16 protein-coding genes are annotated in these 21,987 nt (G+C 71.3%); 5 read left to right on the plus strand and 11 right to left on the minus strand.

Going from position 1 to position 21,987, the window contains the following annotated elements; all coding sequences use genetic code 11:
• From NT132_RS10740 to NT132_RS10755, 4 genes are all read left to right on the plus strand, one after another.
• Nucleotides 1–2,378 (plus strand): DUF4082 domain-containing protein (locus NT132_RS10740; protein WP_297788421.1); only part of this gene is annotated, 2,378 nt, incomplete at its 5' end.
• A complete protein-coding gene (gene epsE / locus NT132_RS10745) occupies nucleotides 2,375–3,622 on the plus strand; it encodes an exopolysaccharide biosynthesis GT4 family glycosyltransferase EpsE (RefSeq protein WP_297788424.1) in 1,248 nt (415 codons plus the stop codon). The genes NT132_RS10740 and epsE, both read left to right, overlap by 4 nt.
• Nucleotides 3,623–3,658: 36 nt before the next feature.
• Entirely contained in the window at nucleotides 3,659–5,083 is a 1,425-nt protein-coding gene (locus NT132_RS10750; protein ID WP_297788427.1) for an O-antigen ligase, read from the plus strand.
• Between the two features lie 3 nt (nucleotides 5,084–5,086).
• Nucleotides 5,087–5,869 (plus strand): chain-length determining protein, encoded by a 783-nt coding sequence (locus NT132_RS10755; protein WP_297788430.1) that lies wholly within the window; start codon nucleotides 5,087–5,089, stop codon nucleotides 5,867–5,869.
• 9 nt (nucleotides 5,870–5,878) lie between these two features.
• Here the strand turns inward: NT132_RS10755 and NT132_RS10760 are convergent, their stop codons facing one another.
• The gene (locus tag NT132_RS10760; protein ID WP_297788461.1) at nucleotides 5,879–6,745 is read right to left on the minus strand and encodes a DUF6492 family protein; all 867 of its coding nucleotides are present in this window, start codon (nucleotides 6,743–6,745) and stop codon (nucleotides 5,879–5,881) included.
• A 125-nt stretch (nucleotides 6,746–6,870) separates the two neighbouring features.
• Between NT132_RS10760 and NT132_RS10765 the strand changes: the two genes are divergently transcribed.
• A complete protein-coding gene (locus tag NT132_RS10765) occupies nucleotides 6,871–8,079 on the plus strand; it encodes a glycosyltransferase family 1 protein (protein WP_297788433.1) in 1,209 nt (402 codons plus the stop codon).
• Here NT132_RS10765 and NT132_RS10770 read toward each other — a convergent pair.
• From NT132_RS10770 to NT132_RS10815, 10 genes are read right to left on the minus strand one after another with little or no spacing between them, the layout of a single operon-like run.
• Nucleotides 7,987–9,258 carry a glycosyltransferase family 4 protein gene (locus tag NT132_RS10770; RefSeq protein WP_297788436.1) on the minus strand — a complete coding sequence of 424 codons (1,272 nt, stop codon included), beginning with the start codon at nucleotides 9,256–9,258 and terminating at the stop codon, nucleotides 7,987–7,989. The two genes, NT132_RS10765 and NT132_RS10770, sit on opposite strands and share 93 nt — an antisense overlap.
• Complete coding sequence (locus NT132_RS10775) at nucleotides 9,255–10,322, minus strand: glycosyltransferase (RefSeq protein WP_297788439.1); 1,068 nt, start codon at nucleotides 10,320–10,322, stop codon at nucleotides 9,255–9,257. Before NT132_RS10775 ends, NT132_RS10770 begins: the two co-directional genes overlap by 4 nt.
• Nucleotides 10,319–11,371, minus strand: coding sequence for a glycosyltransferase (locus tag NT132_RS10780; protein ID WP_297788442.1), 1,053 nt, complete (start codon nucleotides 11,369–11,371; stop codon nucleotides 10,319–10,321). Before NT132_RS10780 ends, NT132_RS10775 begins: the two co-directional genes overlap by 4 nt.
• Nucleotides 11,368–12,909, minus strand: a complete 1,542-nt coding sequence (locus tag NT132_RS10785; protein ID WP_297788445.1) for a lipopolysaccharide biosynthesis protein — start codon at nucleotides 12,907–12,909, stop codon at nucleotides 11,368–11,370. Before NT132_RS10785 ends, NT132_RS10780 begins: the two co-directional genes overlap by 4 nt.
• A 19-nt stretch (nucleotides 12,910–12,928) precedes the next feature.
• Nucleotides 12,929–14,062, minus strand: coding sequence for a DegT/DnrJ/EryC1/StrS aminotransferase family protein (locus tag NT132_RS10790; protein ID WP_297788448.1), 1,134 nt, complete (start codon nucleotides 14,060–14,062; stop codon nucleotides 12,929–12,931).
• Complete coding sequence (locus NT132_RS10795) at nucleotides 14,059–14,691, minus strand: NeuD/PglB/VioB family sugar acetyltransferase (RefSeq protein WP_366940398.1); 633 nt, start codon at nucleotides 14,689–14,691, stop codon at nucleotides 14,059–14,061. The genes NT132_RS10790 and NT132_RS10795 overlap by 4 nt, the downstream gene beginning before the upstream one ends.
• Nucleotides 14,688–15,839 carry a DegT/DnrJ/EryC1/StrS aminotransferase family protein gene (locus NT132_RS10800; protein WP_297788452.1) on the minus strand — a complete coding sequence of 384 codons (1,152 nt, stop codon included), beginning with the start codon at nucleotides 15,837–15,839 and terminating at the stop codon, nucleotides 14,688–14,690. The genes NT132_RS10795 and NT132_RS10800 overlap by 4 nt, the downstream gene beginning before the upstream one ends.
• Nucleotides 15,836–16,831: an NAD-dependent epimerase/dehydratase family protein gene (locus tag NT132_RS10805; RefSeq protein WP_297788455.1), complete on the minus strand. Its 996-nt coding sequence runs from the start codon at nucleotides 16,829–16,831 to the stop codon at nucleotides 15,836–15,838. The genes NT132_RS10800 and NT132_RS10805 overlap by 4 nt, the downstream gene beginning before the upstream one ends.
• Before the next feature lie 39 nt (nucleotides 16,832–16,870).
• Nucleotides 16,871–17,920, minus strand: a complete 1,050-nt coding sequence (locus tag NT132_RS10810) for a Gfo/Idh/MocA family oxidoreductase (RefSeq protein WP_297788458.1) — start codon at nucleotides 17,918–17,920, stop codon at nucleotides 16,871–16,873.
• A 45-nt stretch (nucleotides 17,921–17,965) separates the two neighbouring features.
• Nucleotides 17,966–21,955 carry a DUF4082 domain-containing protein gene (locus NT132_RS10815; RefSeq protein ID WP_297788467.1) on the minus strand — a complete coding sequence of 1,330 codons (3,990 nt, stop codon included), beginning with the start codon at nucleotides 21,953–21,955 and terminating at the stop codon, nucleotides 17,966–17,968.
• Nucleotides 21,956–21,987: the final 32 nt, after the last annotated feature.

Raw genomic sequence — 21,987 nt, forward strand, 5'->3', positions numbered from 1 at the left:
CATCGGACACCGCGCCGACGCCGGGCGGGGCCTTCCCGGACGACACGACACCGCAGACGCCCATCGACGACGACGAGCAATCGGTGGAGCTGGGACTGACCTTCGTCCCGAAAGTCAGCGGCACCGTCACGGCGATCCGCTTCTACCGGACGGCGGCCAACCGCGGCCCGCACGTCGGCACCCTCTGGGGGCCCTCCGGGGAAGCCATCGCCCGCGTGACCTTCCCGGCCGGGTCGTCAACGGGATGGCAGAGCGGCGAGATCTCGCCCGCCGCGCCCGTCGCCGCCGGGACGACATATGTGGCGTCCTACCTCGCACCCAGCGGCCGCTATGCGGCGGACGAGCACGGGTTCGATCAGGGGATCGAGACCGACACACTGTCGATCCCCGCCGGGGCGGGCGTGTACGCGTACGGCTCCGGCGCGTACCCCACCGAGACCTACCGCAACTCGAACTATTTCGTCGACGTGGCGTTTCGCGCCGACGCCGGCCCCTCACCGTCACCGGAACCGTCGGTCGAGCCGGAACCGACCGCGACGCCGGAGCCGACGGCACCTCCCACCACGACCCCGGAGCCGACCGCCACGCCGACGCCGACGCCGACGCCCGAGGCTGCCGGGGGCGGCGCGTTCGGCCCCGACACGACGCCACGCCAGGCCGTAGACCCGGACAGCGCCGCGGTCGAGCTCGGCATGATCTTCGCCCCCAAGGTCGATGGGCAGCTCACCGCGCTCCGGTTCTACCGCTCGGCCGCCAATCCGGGTCCGCACGTGGGCACCCTGTGGAGCGCGGACGGCACCGCTCTGGCCCGAGCCGACTTCGCCGCCGGAGGCGAGGACGGATGGCAGACGACTGCGCTGACCAACCCGGTCGAGCTGACCGCGGGAGAGCGGTATGTCGTCTCGTATCGGGCACGCGAGGGCCGGTACTCCGCGGATGAGCACTACTTCGACGTGGGCATTGAGACCGAGTACTTCTCCATCCCGGCCGGGGCGGGCGTCTACGCGTACGGCACGGGCCGCTTCCCGGCGGCGAACTATCGGAACTCGAACTACTACGTCGACGTGCGGTTCACCCCGGCGGTGACTCCGACGCCTGTCCCCACACCGACGCCGTCCGGGTCGGCATCGCCCACGCCGCAGCCCACCCCCACACCCACGCCGACCACCACACCCACGCCGACCCCGACCACCACGCCCACACCGACGCCGACGCCCTCACCGGCACCATCGGTGCTCGATCTGCCCACCGAACCGTGGTGGGGCGGACCCGCCTACTACGGGCAATGGGAGAAGGCGACGCAGGCCGGCTGGACCGACCCGTCGTTCTTCCCCGTGGCGGTCTTCTTCGGTAAGCCCTCCCATGCGGATGACCTCGCCGCGATCGGTGTCAACACGTTCATGGGGGCGGAACACGACGGATCCGCGGTGTCCACCATCACGCGCGAAGGGATCTCCCTCCTCGCGCAGCCCGAATGGACCGACGCCGAGGTGGGAGACAACCCCCTCGTCGTCGGATGGCACGTCAGCGACGAGTGCGACATGGGGCTGAGCGGATGCGACAGCACCCTCGGCGAAGCCGGCAGCCTCGAGATCCAGAAGGGGTACGTGGCCGATCTCCGCGCCAAGGCGGACGGCCGCTTCCTGCAGGCGAACTTCGGCAACGGCGTGCTGGGGAGCTACTGGTCGCCCACCACCATGAACGATCATCTGGCGCTTGTCGACGTCGCCAGCGTCGACAAGTACGCCTATACCAGCCCGCACGTGCAGGACCTCCTGCGCGGCTCTCCGTTCTGGCCGGCCGGGAAGAACCCCACATCCGCCGCCGCCTACGGCTGGCAGCAGGACCGGATGGAGAGCTTCATGGCGCCGGCGGCCTCCATCCCCAACTGGATCTTCGTCGAGACGGCGAAGCCGTACCTGACCGAGGCCGGGGCGACGACGATCACCGTCGCTCAGATCCGCGGCGCGGTCTGGAACGGCATCATCCACGGCGCCGCCGGGATCGCCTACTTCCAGCACAACAACAACGGATGCGGGAACTACTCGCTGATCAGCTGCGGCGACGCGCTGCGCCGCGGGGTCGGCGACATCAATGACCGGGTCGCCCAGCTCGCCCCGGTGATCAACACCCCCTCGTACACCTGGACGTTCGGCGCCGGGCTCGACACCGCACTGAAGGCGCAGGACGGCTCCGCGTACATCTTCGCCATGACCGATGGCGGTAGCGGAGCGCGGACGTTCACGCTGCCGGCGGGTCTCGGCGGAACCGTCGAGGTGATCGGTGAGAACCGCACCCTGGATGCGGCCGCCGGCAGCTTCACCGACACGTTCGCCGAGGAGAGCACGGTCCACCTCTACCGGGTGGTGATCGAATGACCGAACGCTCACCGTCCCCCCGGCTCGCGTACCTGGTGCCGGAGTTCCCGGGCCAGACCCACGCCTTCTTCTGGCGCGAGGTCGAGGCTCTCGAGGCCGCCGGGTCCACCGTCGACCTGGTGTCCACGACAATGCCGAAGACACACGCCGTCCACCCCTGGGCCGGACTCGCCCGGGCGCGCACCAGCTACCTCGCCCGGCCCCGCATCCCGGATGCCGCCGCCGCCGCCCTCACCCTCTCCCGGGCTCTCGTCACGGGCCGGATCGGCACGGCGCGCCGACGGATGGGGTCCGGTCCGGTACTCGAGCGGGCACGGGTCCTCCTGGCCGCGGCGCTGCTCGCGGGTCGCTCCCGTCGAGCCGGGTGGATGCACGTGCACGTGCATTCCAGCGGGAACTCGGCGCAGGTCGCGATGATCGCCGCCGCACTGGGCCCCCTCACCTACAGCGTCACCCTGCACGGCCCCCTCTCCGACTACGGCCCGCAGCAGGTCGAGAAGTGGCGGCATGCCGCCTTCGGCCTGGTGATCACCGAGCAGCTCCGTGCCGAGCTTGCCGCCGCCGTCGGTCCGGAGATCGTCGACCGCATCGCCCTGGCCCCGATGGGGATCCGGCTGGCGGACACGGAGCGTCCGCAGCCGTACCGGCCGTGGGAGGGCCGGGGCGATGCGGTGCTGTTCAGCTGCGGTCGCCTCAACCCGGCGAAGGGACATGACACCCTCATCCGAGCGGTCAGCATCCTCGGCGACGAGGGACTGCCGGTCCGCTTGGCCATCGCCGGTGAGGATGAGGCCGGCGGATCCGGGTACCGCCGCGACCTGGAGCGGCTCATCCGGCGCTTGGACGTTGCGGATCGGGTTCAGCTGCTCGGAGCGATCGGCGAAGACGCGGTGCGCGGTGAACTCCAGCAGACGCACGTGTTCGTGCTGGCCAGTCGCGGCGAGCCGCTCGGCGTCGCCGTCATGGAGGCGATGGGGTACGGCGTCCCCGCGGTCGTCGGCGACGGCGGGGGCGTGAGGGAACTCATCGAGCCCGGGACCGGGGTGCTCGTCCGCCCCGGCGATCCGGTCGCGCTCGCCGACGCCATCCGGCGCGTACTCGCCGCGCCCGATGATGCCCGCGCCATCGGGGAGCGCGGACGCGCGCGCGTCCGCGCGCACTTCACGAGCGAGTCCAGCGCCCGTGTCCTCGCCGAAGCGATCGTGTGCCGGATGGCGGAGCGGAGACGGCCTGTCAGGCCGTGAGCTCACGAGGATGTCAAAGGTATGGGGGATGCCGCGATGACGATGACGAGGGACGACCGTGCCGGGCGTGCGCATGCGTCCTCGGCGCGACGTGCCCGGGCGAGCGAATCACGGTTCGCCTACAACCCGCTCGCCGGCCAGCAGGGCAACGTACCGTTCCTGCTGCGTGCGGCCGCCTTCTCGATCTTCTTCTTCCCCTCGAGCATGGTCGTCGGCGTCATCGGCGCCGCCGGAACCGTGCCTCTGATCCTCTGCTGCCTGCTCCTGGCCTTCTGGTTCGCCTCCTGGGTGTGGAACCTGCACCGCCCGATCACCCTGCGCCACCCCGGTCGGCTTGCCGGCGTGATGTTCTTCATCGCCGTCGGCGGGTCTTACGTCGCGTTGTACGGCGGGTGGATCGGCCGCACCACGCCGACCGCCCAGGCCTCGGCGGACCGGTGGATGATCCTCGTCGCCGCGTCCCTCGGGCTCATCCTGGCCGGCGGCGAGACCGTCCGCACCATGGCCGATGTGCTGCAGCTGTCCCGCTGGATCCTCGCCGGAGCCTTTTTCTGCAGCCTGGTGGGGTTCGTCCAGTTCACCCTGCACCTCAACCCGATGGAGTGGATCCAGACCGCGATGGCGGGGTTCACCTACAACGGCGGCGACACGCCGTTCCAGCAACGCGGGAACCTGATGCGCGTCGCCGGCAGCACCTTCCACTCGATCGAGTTCGCCGTGGTGAGCGCGATGCTCCTCCCCCTCTCGATCTGGCGCGCCCTGTACGACCGGAAGGGAAAGCAGGCGTTCCACTGGCTGCAGACCGCATTCCTCGTCTTCGCGATCGCCTCGACCGTCTCCCGCTCCGGCACGTTGGGCGCCGTCGTCGCCCTCGCGGTGTTCGTGCCGTTCATGCCGAGGACCGCGAAGCGGGTGGTGCTGATTGCGACCCCGCTCGTCGTCACTGTCCTGTTCATCGCGCTCCCCGGGTTCCTGGGGACGCTGATGAGCGCGTTGACGGCGGACAACTCGGACCCGTCCATCGCGACCCGGACGAACAACTATCCCCGGGTCGTCCGCATGGTCGACGAGCGTCCCTGGTTCGGTCTCGGCCCGGGCAATTATCACGCCGACAACGCGCTGCAGATCCTCGACAACCAGTACCTGAACGCGGCGGTGAGCATCGGGCTCATCGGCCTGGCGTTCCTCGTCGTCTACCTGTGGCTGCCTGCCGTGTCCACGGTGCTCGCCGCCCGTGCGGCGCGCACCCCTGCGCTTCGCGCACTGGCCGGCGCGACTGCGGGCGGCCTCGCGGTCGCCGCGGTGTGCTCGGTGACGTTCGACTCGTTGTCGTTTCCGGTCTTCGCTTTGGTATACCCCCTGCTCGTCGGCCTGGCGGGCGGGGTTTGGAGAATGGTGCAGGACGAGCCGCGGTTCTACGGCCGACCGGCACCGTTCGCGTCTCGCACGTGGGGGGAATGAGACATGGATCCGCTTGCTGTCCTTCGAACCGTCTGGCGGCAGAGGTGGTTCGCGCTGCCTGCCGTCATCATCGCGGTCGCTGCCGCCGTGTTCGTCTATCTGAACGGGCCCCGCACCTACGACTCGACCCAGTCGTTCGCGCTGGCGAACCCCAAGGTGCCGTCCGAGAAGGAGATCGACGCCGATCCGTCCCTGCTCGAGCTGAATTCGGACAACCCGTACCTGCGCTCGTCCGATCCGAATCTGGTTGCCAACGTCGTCATCACCCGCCTCAACTCGCAGGAGACCGGAGACCGACTGGACGACCTCGGCTTGAGCACCGATTACGTGGTCACGTCGGGCGCACTGGGCGGTGGCCTCGTCGTGTCGATCTCGGCGGCCGGCGACAGCCCGCAGGCGTCGCTCCAGGCCGTCAACGAGCTCGGCCAGCTGATGATGACGTACCTCCACGAGGTGCAGACCGTGAACGGTGCCGACGAACGTTACCTCTTCACCGCCATCACCGTCTCCGCGCCGAGCAAGCCCGTCGAACAGCTCTCCAGCCGGCTCCGCACGGTCGTCGTGGTCGGCATCGCGGGCGTCGCACTCGTGTTCGGGGCCGTGTCGCTCGGCACCTGGATCGACAACGTGCGGGCGAAGCGGGCGATCCGCAACGCCCGAGACCACAACGACACCGGGAAGGAAGAGCCCGATGCGAGCGCCACGCCTCCGGGGCGGCCGCGCCACGTGCGGTACAAGCCACTGGATGCGAGGGTGATCGTGCAGAGCGATCGGCACGGGCGTTAGCGCATGTGCTCAGACATCGGGACCCGTGACCGCGCTGATCGCCGCGCGGCGACGTGCAAGGTCGGTGCCGGACTTGGCGGAGATCATCACCGCAATGTCGTCGGGAGTCAGCCGTGCCAGGAAGTCGTCGAGCTCCGGCCCGTCCAGCGCGCGCTCGTCCGAGAAGCTGGGGCAGTGCATGTCCACCGTGACCGGCATCGGCCGGCTCGCCGACAGGACGTGTTCGGCGTAGACCCCGTAGAGCACCATCTCGGAGAAGTGGAGCTCGCGGCCTATCGCCACCGCCCACGGAGTACCGCTCGTCCGCTCCACGCGCTGCAGCGCCCCGCGTACGACGGCAGGGTCCCAGACGCAGGGCCAGCAGATGTAGTCGGGCCGCGGCACCGTCCGGTCGGCCGGCAGGCCCAACAGCCGGCGGGCCACCGCATCCCACGCCAGGTGACGGGGAAGACCCCCGGTCACCGCGTCGGCCCAGCGGTACAGCGGAACCCTGCCGTCGATGAGGAAATCGTCGAGCGAGAACCGTCGCACGAACGCCACGTCCGAATCGGCGATCACAACCGCGTCGGCGGTGCTGCTCGCCGCCGCGCTGAGCTTGATGATCTGCTGCGCGATCCAGCCTCGCACCGGCGGCCACGGAGCGCGGGCGCTGAGCCACACGTTCGCGAACGGGATGCGGACGAATCCGCGCGGCATCACCTCCCGGGTGCTGCGGACATCCGCTCCCTCGTCCTCGAGCGGCCGGAACAGGGCCGCGTCCCGCGGCGGGACGATGACGGTGTGACGCGTTCCCGCGGGAGCGAACCGGCCGACGGAACGGGCGAGATCGCCGCACAGCTCGCGATCGGGTGCGTAACTGGGTGTGATGATTTCCATCGCCGACACGAGCGCAACGCTACCGCCCCGGGACTTCGCACGTGCGGACTTCGCGGCGATCACCGGCGACGGAGCGTGGCGCGGGTGCACGGGCCGCGCCCCGCACCGGGCGGAAGGGCAGGACGGTGAGTTCGCTGTTTGCGTCGGTGCGCGGGATCGCCCGCAAGAGTCCGCGCGAGATCGTCCGGCACGCGCTCCGGCGCTGGAGCGCACGCCTGGATGTGGACGAGCTCGACTTCCCCCTCCTTCCTGGCGACATGGACGACTCGCAGGCCTCGGCACGCGCGACCGCGGTGACGGGCATCCGCCCGGGCGGGCGCCTGCTCGGCTGGATCGTCGTGCCGCCCGGCGCCGGATCCGGCGGCCACACGACCCTGTTCCGGATGATGGAGGCCGCGCGGGCAGCAGGGTTCGTCAACACCCTGCTGTTCTACGACCGCTATCACAGCGACCATGCCCGCAACGTGGACGTGATCCGCTCAGCGTGGCCCTGGCTCCAGTGTGAGATCGAGGAAGTCGGGACCAGCCTGGCGGGATTCGACGGGATCATCGCGTCGTCGTGGCCGACCGCCCACGTCGCGTCCCGTCGCCGCGTGCCCGGGCAACCCGTCGTCTACTTCATCCAGGACTTCGAACCGTACTTCTACCCCCGCGGCAGCGAGTACGCGATCGCGGAGGACAGTTACCGTCTCGGGCTCCGCAACGTCGCCCTCGGCGACATGGTCCGCGAGCGCCTCGCGACGGAAGTCGGCCTGACCCCCGACCATGTCCCGTTCGGGTGCGATACCGGGACCTACCACCTCCTGCCCTCCGAGACACGGCGGTCCGGGGTGCTGTTCTACGCCAAACGGGGCAACGACCGGCGCGGTCACCGGTTGGCGGTGCTGGCACTGACGGAGTTCCACCGGCGGCACCCGGAGGAGCCGATCCACACGTACGGCGATTCGACGCGGGACCTGCCGTTCCCCGTGGTGGATCACGGCAACCTGCCGCCCTCCCGTCTGAACGAGCTCTACAACACCGTGGTCGCCGGGATCGCCCTCTCCTTCACCAATATCTCGCTGGTGGCGGAGGAGATGCTGGCCGCGGGGGTGATCCCCGTCGTCAACCGGTCTCCGATGGCGCGTGCCGACCTGCCGAATCCGCACGTCGCGTGGGCCCACCCCACTCCGGCCGGCATCGCCGACGGCCTCGATGCGGCTCTGCGCGCCGGTCGCGAGCCCGGACTCGACCGCCGGATCTCAGCGAGCGTCACCACGGTGAGCTGGGAGGCGACCGGCGCGCGGCTGGCGAGGATCATCGCCGACGAGGTGGGCGGAGTGACCGCGCACTGAGGAGACGGCACCGGGCGGGTCCGCCGCCTCGAGCGCGTCGAGGATGCGGCCGGCCACGTGATGCCACGTCGCCGTCCGCGCGGCGCGTGCGGCGAGCGCGCCGCGCCGCGCCGCCTCGGCGCTGTCGGCGAGGGTCATCATGGCGCGGGCGATCTCCTCGTCCGCCGAGGGGTCGACCGTGATCGCTCCCTCCCGCAACAGCTCCCCCGCACCGCCCTCTCGCGTCGCGATCACCGGCAGGCCCGCCGACGCTGCCTCCAGGTAGGCGATCGGGGACGGGTCGAACCGGCTCGGCAGCACGAACGCCGTGCACGACAGGTAGAGCCGGTCCAGCAGGCGCTGCGCATCGACATCGTCACGGCGAAGCAATCCGTGATCGAGCACCCCGGGTTGGCGCACCGCCGTGTGCTCACCGACCAGGTGGAGCACGGCATCCGGGAACCGTTCCCGTACCCGGGCGAACCCGCGCAGCACCGCTGCCCCGTTCTTGCGCTTCCAGTCCACCCCGACGAAGAGGAAGGCCGGGTGTGGGGCGCGTCGGACGCCGGGATGGGGCACGCGCGAGCGATGCCCCATCCCCACCACTCTGACCCGGTGGTCCGGCACCCCGTAGCCGTCCCGGAACGACGTGGCTGCCCAGCCGGTGCTTACGCACGCCACGGTCGCGGCGCGCACCGAGGCGCGTTGCACGTCGATCCACCGCCGCACCGCGGACTCCCGGAAACCCGCTGCCCGGGTGTCGGAGTCGGGATGGTCCCACATGGTCTGCAGCGTGGCGTCATCGTACGTGGCGGTCCGGGCGCCGCGCACGTCGAGCCTCCCCAGCCGGTACGCGTCCGTGCCCACCGCCACGACGGCGTCGATATGGCCGAGGGCTCGCAGGGACGCGTTCATCGCGCTCTCGCGGGCTCTCACCTTGAGGCGATGGTGATCGGCCTCCGCCGTGCCCCGCGCGCCGATCGACGCGAGGAGATGTACGGGCGCGGTGAGCGCGCGAGGCAGGTCGTATCCCACCTCGTGCACGTCCACGCCGTGCCCGCGGAACGCGGCGAGCAGCGCTGCGGGGGTGCCGGACCAGTGAGCGGCGGTGAGCGGCCCGCGGTCGGGGTAGACGAAGGCCAGTCGCCGGATGCTCCGGTCGGCGCGGTTCGCGCCGACCGCGCCGGCGGTGCCCCTCATCGGCCTCTCCGGTCGAGGAGCTGCCATCGGATCGACCACCGGAGTCGTTCGACGCCGCCGATCAGGCGGCGTCGCCACGGGTGTGCGACGGATCCGAGCGTGAACCCGGACCACCACCAGGTGGCGGTCCGGCGCACGCCCGCATCCGTGTCGACGGCGAAGTCACGGAGACCGTGCAGGGCGTCGGCGGGGGCACCCTGATGGATCAATGACACGCCGCGCACCAGGGCCTCGCGCGCGACCGAGCGCCGCGCGCGCCGCTCCAGCGCTCCGGGCCGCCGCAGCAGTGAACCGTCCGCCGCGAAGAACTTCTCGAAGGTGCGTCGGACAGCGATGGTGTCGTCGAGCACCCCGCCGTAGTCCTGCACGTGCATGTTGGCGCCGTGGTCGCGGTAGTACGCCTGGGTGGGACCGTTGACACGGCCGATGCTGCCGCGAGCGGCGGCGCGGAGCCACAGGTACATATCGGCGGAGTGGGTGAGCTCGGCGTCATATGCCCCGGCGGCGATGAACGCGTCCCGGCGCATGACCACCTCGGGATTGACGATCGCGTTGCGCCCCCGACGGCTCAGCAAGCGGATCCAGTCGCGGCCCGTCCAGACGGTGGTGGTGGCCTTCCCGCCCGAAGGTGCGGGCAGGTCATCGTCGAACCACTCCACCCGCCCGTACACCAGCACGACCTCGGGGTGCGCCACCATGACGGAGACCGCGCGGGCGAGCGCCCCCGGGGCGAGCGCGTCGTCGGCCGACAGCAGGACCACATAGTCACCGCGCGCGCGGCTCAGACCGTCGTTGTAGGTCGCGATGTGACGCAGGTTGATGTCGTGCTCGACGAGGGTGATGCGCGCATCGTCCGCCGCGAGGGCGCGCGCCGTGTCGAGACTGCCGTCCGTGGAACGGTCGTCGACGACGATGACCTCGACACGCACCCCGTCCTGCGTCAGCGCCGACTGCACGGCCGTGGGCAGAAACGCCCCGTAGTTGTAGTGCGGGATCACCACGGTGACCAGGGGGCCGTGGGCGGCGTCGGCATCGACCGCGCCGCGGCCGCGCGGCCTCGTCACACTCCGTATCGACGCCATCGCCGCCACCGCACCCTCCCCGAGATCCCTCGTTCCAGCAGGCTGAGCCGTGCCGCCGCTGCGGCGCCCGGCCGGTTCAGCACCCGTCGACGGAGCGCGCGCCATCGTGGCCCGCGCGTGATCGGCGGATGGAGGGCGGCCGCCGCATCCATGTACGGCCGGGCGTCCTCCCCGTCATCGAGTTCTTCCGCGGCCAATCGCAGGGCATCGCGGGCCAGCGACGCGCGATACACGGCTCGGAACCGCCCCGGGTCGGCGAGAGCACCCGCACGATCGTCGAGGAACCGGTCGAACGCGTCCACGCGTGCGTGCAGGTCGGCGAGCTTGCCCGCGTGGATGGTGCGCTGCATGCTCGCGGCATGGATGCGGTACAGGCCCTGAACGGGCCCGCTCACCCGCGCGACCGCGCCGACGGAGGCCAGCTTCAGCCACAGCTGGAAGTCACTCGATGCGGGCAGATCGGCGCGATGCCCGCCCACCACCGCCAGTGCGGACCGCCGGATCATGACCTCGGGCTGGAAGATCACGTTGCGCACCCGGCGCGCCCGGATGGCGAGCCACTCCTCCCCCGGCCAGATGCGCACGCCCCGCACCCGGGCGTCGAGGTCGTCGGGTGGCTCATCGGTGAAATCGACCACGCGGCCGTAGACGAATGCGACGTCGGGGTGGGTGCGGAGGACCGCTGCCGACCGGCTGAGGGAGCGCGGCGGGAGCAGGTCGTCCGGGTCGAGTTTGACCAGATAGGGCGCGGTGGCGGCACCGAGCGCGTCATTGAAAGTGCGGATATGCCCGGTGTTGACCTCGTGGGCGATGACGGTGACGCGCGGGTCGGCCGCCTGCCACCGCCGCGCGAGCGCCAGACTGCCGTCGGTGGACGCGTCGTCGACGACCGTGACGTCCACGGCGACGCCCTCCTGCGAGAGCGCGGAGGCGATGGCGGCGTCGAGATAGGCGGCGTAGTTGTGGCACGGGATGACGACCGACACCCGCGGGAGCGGGATGCCGGTGTCGTCTTCGGCGAGTGTGTTCACGATTCGACCCTTCCTTCGGTGAGATCGGCAGGGGCGCGGCGGAGCGACGACCCGCGGGCGGACGACCGGCGCCGGCGAGGAGCGAGCCGTGAGAGGACCGTGACCACCAGGTCGCGCAGATCACGACGCATGACGAGGAGGGCAAGCGCCACGTGGGCCACCAGCACGGCGATCCCCACGCAGGTCACGGCGGCGAGCGCGGGCCACCCCGCCGTGAGCCGGAGCACGAGGAGCCCGGCAGCGGCCGACCCTGCCGCCGCAACCGCACCTCGCGCGAACGGCAGGGCGACCGTCCACCACCGCGTGTCGACGAGACGGGCCACCATGCTCCACCGCACCGACGTCGCGACGAGGGCGACCGCGACGAACCCGAGGGCGACGGCGTTGAGACCCGAAGGGGCGAGCACCAGCGTCACGAGGACCGTGAGCGCATCGATGGCGACCGCGTAGAGGAGCCAGCGTCCCGGGCGCCCGGTCCCGTAGAACAGGCCGTGGTCGAGCATCGCACCGAGCGTCATGATGCCCGCGACGGCGAGGGCCTGCGCCGGCCCGACACTCGCACCCCACTGGTCTCCGAACAGGATGCGGAGGAGGAGGGGCGCTGCGACGGCGATGAGCACCATGACCGGGATGACCGCGACGTACATGACTCCGAGCGCTCGGAGATACGCGGCGCGGAGACGTAGAGACGACGAGCGGATCTGCGCGAACACCACGGTCGACACCGGGAGGATCGCCGCGGCCGTCACATCCTGCGCGACGGCCACGAGCCGCTGCGCCACGTTGAGGTAGCCCAGGCCCGTGGTCCCGAGCGTCGCCGCGACGATGAGGTTCTCCGCCCACAGCCGCGCCAGGGCGACGAGCTCGACGCCGAGGATGTTGCTGCCGAACGCCACCATCGTCCGGAACTCGGTGCGGGAGAACCGCCGCCCCGGGCGCCACCGCGCGGCGCCCCACGCAAACGCCGACGCCACCGCCTGGTAGGCGAACAGCTGGACGATGAGCGCCCAGGCACCGCCGCCGCTCAGCGCCACGATGATCGCCGCGGCCTGCGACACGAGCCCAGCCACCACAGCCTGCAGGGCGAGCAGGCGAAACGCCATCCGCCGGCGCAAGAGCGCGGTGGGCACCGTGGTGACCGTGACCAGAATGATGATCGGCACGAGCCCGACGACGAGCGCGGCGATCTCGGGGGCCCGGAGCAGCACCGCGAGGATCTGCGCGGCGCCCGCCAGCACCGCCCCGAGCGCGATCCCCATGCCGGTCGTGTACCAGAATGCGGTGTCGAGGACGGTCCGGTCTGCCTCCTCCGCCTGTACCACGTACGTCGCGAAGCCCATGTCGGCGAGCACGTACACGAGCGGGAGGACCGCCATCGCCAGTGCGACGGTGCCGAAATCCGCCGGGGAGAGCAGGCGGGTCAGCAGGGCGATCGTCGCGAACCCGGTCACGCGCAGAATCCACTTCTGCGCGGCCGTCCAGATGACGCCCGAGGCGGCGCGCGCGCCGACGCCCGGCGGCTCCCCGGTGGTTGTCATGACCGTGCGCCCTCCGGCCTCACGCCCGGACGGTCACGCGCTCGCGGCTGATCGCGCGTGCCAGGGACGCCGCGACCCGCTGCTGCTGGTCTTCGAGCAGGTGCGGGAACATCGGCAGCGACAGGATGCGTTCCGCGGCGGCCTCGGCGACCGGGAACTGGCCCCTGCGATATCCCAGACCCGCGTAGGCCTCGGTCAGGTGCACCGGCGTGGGGTAGTGGATGCCCGCGCCGATGCCGTCGGCGGTGAGTTCGGCCAGCACCCGGTCGCGCTCTGCCAGGCGGATGACGTACAGGTGCCAGACGTCGACGTTCCCGGGGCGGACGGCGGGAAGGCGCACACCCTCGATGGCCCCGAGCACCTGCCGGTAGAACGCGGCGGCTTCCTGCCGGGCACTGTTCCACCCGTCGAGCCGCCGCAGCTTCACCCGCAGCACCGTGGCCTGGACGGCGTCGAGGCGGGCGTTGAACCCCACGCGGTGGTGCACGTACTTCACCGCGCTGCCGTGGGCCGACATGTCCCGGACTGCCCGGGCCACGGTAGGGTCGCTCGTCATCACCGCACCGCCGTCGCCGGCCGCGCCCAGGTTCTTCCCGGGGTAGAAGCTGGTGGCGGCGACGTGGCCGAGGCTGCCCGCACGCCCGGCGAGGGATGCGGCGCCTTGTGATTGTGCGGCGTCCTCGATGATCGGGATGCCATGACGCTGCGCGAGCGGCATCAGGAGGTCGATCGGTGCGGTCTGGCCGAACAGGTGCACCGGCACGATGGCACGCGTGCGGCCGGTGACGGCCGCCGCCACCGCATCGGGGTCGATGAGCAGGTGGTCGTCGTCGACGTCGACGAATACCGGGACGGCGCCGATGCGCGAGGCCGCCTCGGCTGTCGCGATGAACGTGTTGGCGGGCATGATCACTTCGTCCCCGTGGCCCACTCCCACCGCACGATAGGCCAGCTCGAGCGCGTCGGTGCCGTTGGAGACGCCGATCACGGAGCCCACCCCGAGGTAGTCGGCGAACTCCTGCTCGAAGGCGGCCACCTCCGGACCGCCCACGAACGCGGCCGACCGGAACTGCTCCCGCCAGTGCGGCAGCACCTCGTCGATGATCTCCGCCTGCTGCGCCGACAGGTCCAGGAACGGGACGTTCTCGGTCATGATCTCTCCCCCACTCGTCGGGCCGGCACCCCGGCCCAGGTCTCCTCGGCGGGGATGTCGGAGAGCACCACCGCGCCCATTCCCACCGTCGCGCCGGCACCGATCGACACTCCCTGCCGCACCGCCGCATTCATCCCCAGGTAGGCGGCCTCGCCCACCTGCACGCCCCCCGCCAGCGCGACCCCGGAGGTCAGCGTGGCGTAGTCCGCCACGACGTCGTCGTGGGTGATCACGCTGTTCGGCATCACGACGACGTGCCACCCGACCCGCACGTCGGCCGTCACCACGACTCCGTCGAGCAGGATGCTGCCGGCCCCGATGTCGCTGGTCACACCGACCCGTGCCGAGCGTGCGACGAAGGTCGCGTACCGCCCGGAGTCCATCCCGAGGTCGTCGAGTCGGCGCACCACATCCCGGCGCGCCCCACTCGGCCCGACGCACACGAGCACCTGTCCGGTGCGGGTCGCCGCCTCGGCGACGGGGCCGAGCACGGGCACGCCGCCGACATCCTCGCCGTGCAACTGCGGATCGTCGTCGAGGAAGCCGATGACGCCGGTGATCCCCGCGGCGAGCACCTCGCGCGCGAGCCCGCTCGCCCCGACGAGCAGCACCCCCTCCGCCATCGTCATCCCCCCACCGGGCCACGCAGGACGGCGATCACGCGATCCTGATCGGCCGCGGTCATGGTGTGGAACAGGGGCAGGATCAGCGTCCGGTCGGTGAGTCGTTCCGTGACCGGGAGCGTGCCGTGCCCGGCGAGGTGCCGGTAGGGCGACTGCCGGTGCGCGGACATGATGCCCCGCCGAGCCGAGATGCCCGCTTCGGCGAGCGCGAGGAGTACCTGCTCACGGTCGAGCGGGTACGGGTCCGCCACCTCCACCCACAGCGACTGGAAGTTGCTGGTGCCCCAGGGCGGATCATCGACGAGCCGCAGCCCCGGGACCCCGCCAAGCTCACGTCGGTACCGTGCCGCGATCGCCCGGCGACGCGCCACGGCCTCCGGCAGCTTCGCCAACTGCACGATGCCGATCGCCGCCTGCAGGTCGGTCATCCTGAAGTTGAATCCGATCTCGCTGTACTCCTCCGGGGGCGACACGAGGGCGGCATGGCGGTCGGCCGCAGAGACGCTCATCGCATGCTCGCGCAGCATTCGCGCGCGGGCCGCCCACTCCGGGTTGCTCGTGGTGAGCATCCCGCCCTCACCGGTGGTGAGGATCTTCCGCGGGTGGAACGACCAGGCGGCCAGTTGCGCGCCGGCACCGACGGGTCGCCCCTTGTAGGTCGACCCGGCCCCGCACGCCGCGTCCTCGATCACGACGATGTCGCGAGGGTCGCACACGGCACGCACCGCGTCGAGGTCGACCGGCACCCCGCCCTGGTCGACGACGATGACCGCGCGGGTCCACGGGGTGATCGCGGCTGCGACGGACGTGGCGGTCACGTTCCCGGTGAGCGCATCGACCTCGGCGAACACGGGACGCGCACCCACGTACGTCGGGGCATTCGCGGTGGCGATGAAGGAGAAGGACGGCACGACGACGTCGTCACCCGCCCTGACTCCGGCCACGAGCAGGGCGAGATGGAGCGCCGTCGTGCAGTTCGAGACCGCCACCGCGTCCGTCGCCTGCATCGCCCGCGCGAAGGAGCGCTCGAACTCGGCGACCCTGGGCCCTTGGGCCACCCAGCCGGACTCGATCACCGCGGTGACCGCGGCCACCTCCTCGACGCCGAGCCACGGCGTCATGACGTTGATCCGCGACTGCTGCACGGCGCTCATGCGACGACGACCGTCCGGCCGAGCGAGATCTCGTCGCGGAGCGGTCGCCACCAGTCCACCAGCATCCGAAGGCCCTCCTCGAGCCCGATCGACGACGAGAAGCCGAGGTCGCGGCGGGCAGCCTCGATGTCGGCGAGCCGACGCACGACGCCGTTGACCGCGCGCTCCGGGCCGTGCTCGACCGGGAGATCGGAGTCCATGGCACGAAGCAGCGCCTCCGCGAGCCCGAGGAGGCTCGTCTCGGTGCCGCTGGCGATGTTGTAGACGCCCTCGACGATGTCACTCCGGGCGGCGAGGACGTTCGCGCGGGCGATGTCGGGCACGCACACGAAATCCATCGTCTGCGTGCCGTCGCCGAAGATCAGCGGGGGGCGGCCGTCGGCGATGCGCTCCATCCAGCGGACGAGCACCTCGGTGTAGAGCCCGTGCACGTCCATGCGCGGGCCGTAGACGTTGAAATAGCGCAGCACGACGTAGTCGAGTCCCTGCATCGCACGGAAGCTGCGGATCAGGCCTTCGTCGAACGACTTCGCCGCGCCGTAGAGGGTGTCGTTGTTGTGGTGGTGGTGACGCTCCGCGGTCGGGAACTCGTCCGCCATCCCGTAGACGGAGGCGCTGGATGCGGCGACGAGTTTGCCCACCCGGTGACGCGCGGCCGCCTCGACCACATTGAACGTGCCGTCGACGAGGACCTCGAGCGCGAGGCGGGGTTCCTCGGCGCACTGGGTGATGCGGATCGCCGCCTGATGGAAGACGATGTCCTTGCCTGCGGTCAGGTCGTCCACCAGCCGCGCATCGCGGATGTCGCCCTCGACGAGGTCGACCCGTCCCGAGGCGAGTGCCTCGTCGAGGTTGGCCCGACGCCCCCGGACGAGGTTGTCGAGCACGTGGACCCGGGCGGCGCCCGCATCCAGGAGCTGGTCGACGAGTGTCGACCCGATTGTTCCCGCGCCGCCCGTGACCAGCACGTCGGCTCCGTCGATTTTCGTCATCCGTCTCTCCCCCGTGTCGAATCAATCGTGTGTTGCTGCTCACAGCGCAGGAGCGCTGAGAAGTCGCGGCGCCCCGTCTCCGAGGAGGCTTCCGGTGGCGGCCTCCAGCACCGACAGCACCCGGAGGCCGGCAGCACCGTTGGTCCGCGCCTGCCGCCCCTCGCGGATCGCCGAGGCGAACTCGCTCGCGACATGTGCGAGCGCCTCCCCCTCCGCCAGCGCCGGCGCCCAGGTGTCGCCGAGCCGGTACGAGATGTTCGCGGCGCGGGCGTCGGTGGCGGTGGCCTGGGACACCTCGGCGATGTCGACCCCGCGGTCGTAGACGCTGACGCGCTGCTGCGGGTTCAGGTCGTCCCACACCAGGGTGCGGCGTGTGCCGCCGATGACCATCTGGCGGATCTTGGTGGGGCTGAGCCAGTTGACGTGCACGTGGGCGACGCCGCCTCCCGCGAGCGGCATCGCGAGGTATCCGATGCATGACTTCCCGGTGCGCAGTGGGTCGGCCCCGTGCGCGGAGACGCTCGCCACGTCGAGGCCGCCGGGGAGCACGAAGTCCATGATCGACAGGTCGTGCGGTGCGAGGTCCCAGAACACGTCGACGTCGGGCTGGATGAGACCGAGGTTGATACGGACGCTATCGATGAAGAGGATGTCGCCGAGGAAACCGTCGGCGATCAGCTCTCGGATCTTCAACACGGCCGGCGTGTAGCAGTACGTGTGGTCGGCCATGAGGACGAGACCGCGCTCCGCGGCGCGGGCAACCATCGCGGCCCCCGACACCCGGCTGTCGGCCAGCGGCTTCTCCACGATCACGTGCTTGCCGGCGTCAAGAGCGGCCATCACGATCGGGTGGTGGGTGCGGGCCGGGGTGGCGACGGCGACAGCCGTGATGAGCGGGTCGCTCAGCACCTCGCTCAGCGCACTCGTGACCGGCGCGCCGCCCACCGATTCGGCGACGCGTCTGGCGCGCACGATGTCGAGGTCGCAGACCGCAGCGAGATTCCATGCCGGGTTGTTGCGGAAGTTGCGCGCCAGGTTGGGCCCCCAATAGCCCGCCCCCACCACGGCGATGTTCAGTCTTTCGTCCACGGATTCCCCGATCCATTTCGTCGTTCCCCAGATGTTCGTCGAGCGTCAGCCGGCACCCTCGAACAGGACGTCGACCCAGTAGTTGTGGGTCGACAGCTCGGCCGGGAAGCCCCGGCCATAGACATAGGCGCTGCCGGGAGCGGGGATCGCGAACGGTCCCACCTGCTGCGCGAGCGCAAGCGTGCCGAGGTCGACCGCGTAGCGCCCGGTGGAGCTGTACAGCCCGACCCGGTACTCGACGCCGGGCTCGAGCGCCACGGGCTCAGTGAACAGGGCTGACTGCCAGCCCTCCGCCGATTCCGTGGCGAACGCCACCTCCGCGAGTTGCACGCCGTCCCCCGCGCGCCAGAGATAGCCGGTGTGCGAGCCGGTGTTCGCCGAGCCTTTGTAGAAACGAATGCCGGTGGCCCCACCGGCCTCGCCGACGGTGAACCGGGTCGCCACTTGCGCGGCGTGAGGGTCATCCCACCACGGATGCTGCGGTGTCGCGTCCCCGAAGATCGTGGCGACGGCCTCCTCCTGCGGCGGGTCCGTGGTGGTGAACGCCCACCCCGCCCCGCTGGTCCCCGGCGCCACGACGGTCACGGTGTACGCGCTCGACCACGCGAGCGGCTGATCGGGGGTGAAGACGACGCGTCCGGTCACCGCGTCGTAGTCCGTCGCGCCCGGGATGGTGCCCGCCGGACCGGTCAGGGTGAGCGTGACGGTCGGCGCCCGCGGCTCCAGTGTCACTGCCACGGTCGTCGTTGGCGCCACGTCCACCGCGCCGGCGATCGGCGCACGGTCGGCGACAGAGAGGACGACCGGCACCGGCTCCGGCGTCGGTGACGGAGTCGGTGCCGGAGTCGGAGTCGGCGTAGGCGTGGGCGTGGGCGTGGGCGTCGGAGTCGGCGTGGGCAGGGGTGTGGGAGTCACGCTCGGTGCCGGTGTCGCGCCGCCGAAGGCGACCTCCGCGTCCACGAAGTACGCCGATGCGTTCCACGACTCCGTGGGGATCGCCCCGCCCCCGCCGTACCGGAAGCGTCCGTTGTTCGTCGCCGGCGCGGTGATCGAGCCACTCGTACGCGCCGAGGCGAAGTAGTCCGGGCTGAGCGCGTACCGTCCCTGCGGTGCCAGATAGGACGCGACATAGGTGACACCCGGCGACACCGTCACCGGCTGCGACAGCGGAGCACGTTGCCAGCCCGTGGCCGTCTCGTTCGTGAACGTGACCTGGGCGAGGCGCACGCCGGTGGCGGCGTTCCAGAGCGATCCGATGTGGACCCCGCCGTTCCCTGCACCCTTGTAGAAGCGCAGCGCCGTCACCTGCCCGGCGGCGGCGACGGTGAAGGCCGTCCCCACCTCCACCGCGGCCCCGTCGCTGGCGGCCGCGGTCTCGGGCGTCGCCGTGCCGAAGACCGTGTCTACGCGCGCCGGCACGGCCGGCGCGGCGGTGGTGAACGGCCCCTCGTGCACCGCCTGCCCCTCGATACGCACCACCGCGGTGTACGTGGTGGCGGCCGTGAGCGCCGTCGCGGGGCTGAAAGCCAGCATCCGAGGCCCGCTCGCGTAGGAGGACACCCCCGGCACCACCGCGGCCCCCGCCCTCAGCTCGAGCGTCGGCGAGGCGGCCGGACTCGACAGTGTCGCGGTGATTGTGGCGTCCACGGGCACGGTGGTGCCCTGCGGCGTCTTTGCGGTCACCGTCGGGGCGACCGCCGCGGCACGGAACTCGACGTCGACGAAATAGTTCGACGATTCCCAGCTCGACCCCGGCATGACCCCGCCGCTGCCGTAGCGGAACGTGCCGTTCCCGGGCGAGGTGGCGGTAAGCGGTCCGCTCGAGACCGGCGTCGCGAAGTACCCGGGCGCGTACACGTACCGACCCTGCGGTGAGAGCGTCGACACCGTGTACGTCTGCCCGACGGTGAGGTTCACCGGGCTCGAGAGCGCCACGCGTTGCCAGCCCGCCGCGCTCCCGGATGCGGGGAAGCTCACCGTCGCGAGCACCGCGCCGTCCGCGCCCCACAGTGTGCCGGTGTGCGCGGCGGTGTCCCCGGCGGCCTTGTAGTAGCGGAGGGCAGTCACCCGTCCCGCGACCGAGGAGCGGAACGACATCCCGAGCTCGACGGAGGTGCCGTCGTCCGCGGTCTCTCCGACCGGCTCATCGGCCCCGAAGAAGTCCACGGCCGGCGTCGCCGCCTCGGCCACGCGGAACGACCAGTGGTGATCCCGGCCGGGGCCGGCAGCCGATCGCACCCCCGACACCGTGACCTCCACGAGCGCGCCGGCGGGCAGGGGCACTGTCGGGGCGAAGGAGACGGTCGTCGCCCCGTCGGTGAGGGTCGTGGCACCGGCAACCGCGGCGCCGTCGGCGCTCACGCTGACCGTCGGTGTCGACGTGAGCGGGGCGGTGAACTGCGCGCTGATCCCCGTGGTCCCGGCCACCCCGGCAGCATCCGCCACGGGGGTGGTGGAGACGACGGCGGGGCCGGCATCGAGGCGCTCGAAGACCACGTCGACCGCGTACGAGGTCGTGGATCGCTCCAGGGGGAAACCTCCGCCGTAGGTGAAGGCGCCGCCCTGGGCGGTGGCCGACAGCGGACCGCGCGCATACTCGGCGGTGTACGCGCCCGCGGTGACCGCGTACCGACCGACCGGAGCGTCATACGCCACGACGTATTCGACGCCCGGCGATACCGCCATCGGGGTGCCGAGGCGCGCGGTCTGCCACCCGGACGCGGTCTCGTCGCCGAACGTGACGCGGGCGCGCTCGACCCCGTCCGCCGCGGTCCAGAGGGTGCCGATGTGAGTGCCGGTGTTGCTCAGGCCCTTGAAGAACCGGATCGCGCTGATCACGCCCGGTTCGGCGACCGTGAAGCGGGTCCCCACCCGGACCGCGTTCGTGTCGGAGCCGGCGGCGATCGTCGGCCGATCGTTGTCCGTGTACAGCGAGCATGGGCAGACACCCTCGGGCGCGGTGACCACACCGGTCGTGAACGACCACTGCGCCGGAGCATTCATCCCCACCCCGCTCGGGTCGGTCGCCGACACCGTCGCGGTGTACGCCGTGCCCTCTGCCAGCGCCGTCGCCGGCGCAAACCTCACGGTGCGGGTGGCGTCGTCGTACGACGCGGTACCCGCCACCGGACTCCCGGTCCCGGCGCGGAGCGTGACGGCCAGGGTGGCTGGGTCGATCCCGCGGCTGAAGGTCGCGCTGATGGCGGCCGCGGGATCCGTGGTGCCCGCGCCGTCGCTCGGCGAGGTGGCTACGACCCGGAGCGGGCTGGAATCGGCGGTGTCGAAGACGACATCGACGAAATAGTTCGATTCACGGTACGTCTCGACCGGGCGGGTGCCGATCACACCGAAGACGCCGGCGGCATCCGCCCCCACCCCGTTCGACACCGACAGCGGTGCGGTAGCCGAGGAGAGGTAGGGCCAGTACAGCGCATCCATCGCGTAGTGCCCGGCGGGGGCGGAGTAGGACACCGTGTAGGTGCGCCCTTCCCGCACCTCCACGGGCTCGTCGAGGTACGCCGTCTGCCATCCGGTGGCGGTCTCGGCCGCGAACGACGCGGTCGCGAGTCGCGCCCCGCTGTCATCCCACACGGAGCCCACGTGCGTGCCGGTGTTGCCGTCGCCCTTGTAGAACCGCACGCCGGTGACGAACCCGTCGCGCTGCGGCGCGAAGCGAAGCCCGAGCTCCACCGGATCGGGATCGTCCGCCGAGGCGAGAACGGGGGCCTGCATGCCGAAGACGGAGGAGGGTCCGGTCACGCTCACGGCCCGGGAGGCGCCCGCCGCCGAGAAGTTGGCACTGTCGTCGATGGCGCGGGCGAGGATGGATGCGGAGCCGTAGCCCTGCTGCACGTACGAGTAGCTCCACGTCGTGGTCCCCGTCCCCGGGTGCCACGAGGCGCCGCCGTCGGTGGACACCTCGACCCCCGCCACGCGCCCCCCGATGTCGGAGGCGGTTCCCGTGACGGTCACGGTGCTGCCGTGGGCGACGGCCTGCCCAGCGCTCGGCGAACTGATCGTCGTCAACGGCGCCACGGTGTCCGTGCTGGGCGACGCCGGGGTGAGGG

This window comes from Microbacterium sp., assembly GCF_026393345.1.
Lineage (GTDB): Bacteria > Actinomycetota > Actinomycetes > Actinomycetales > Microbacteriaceae > Microbacterium.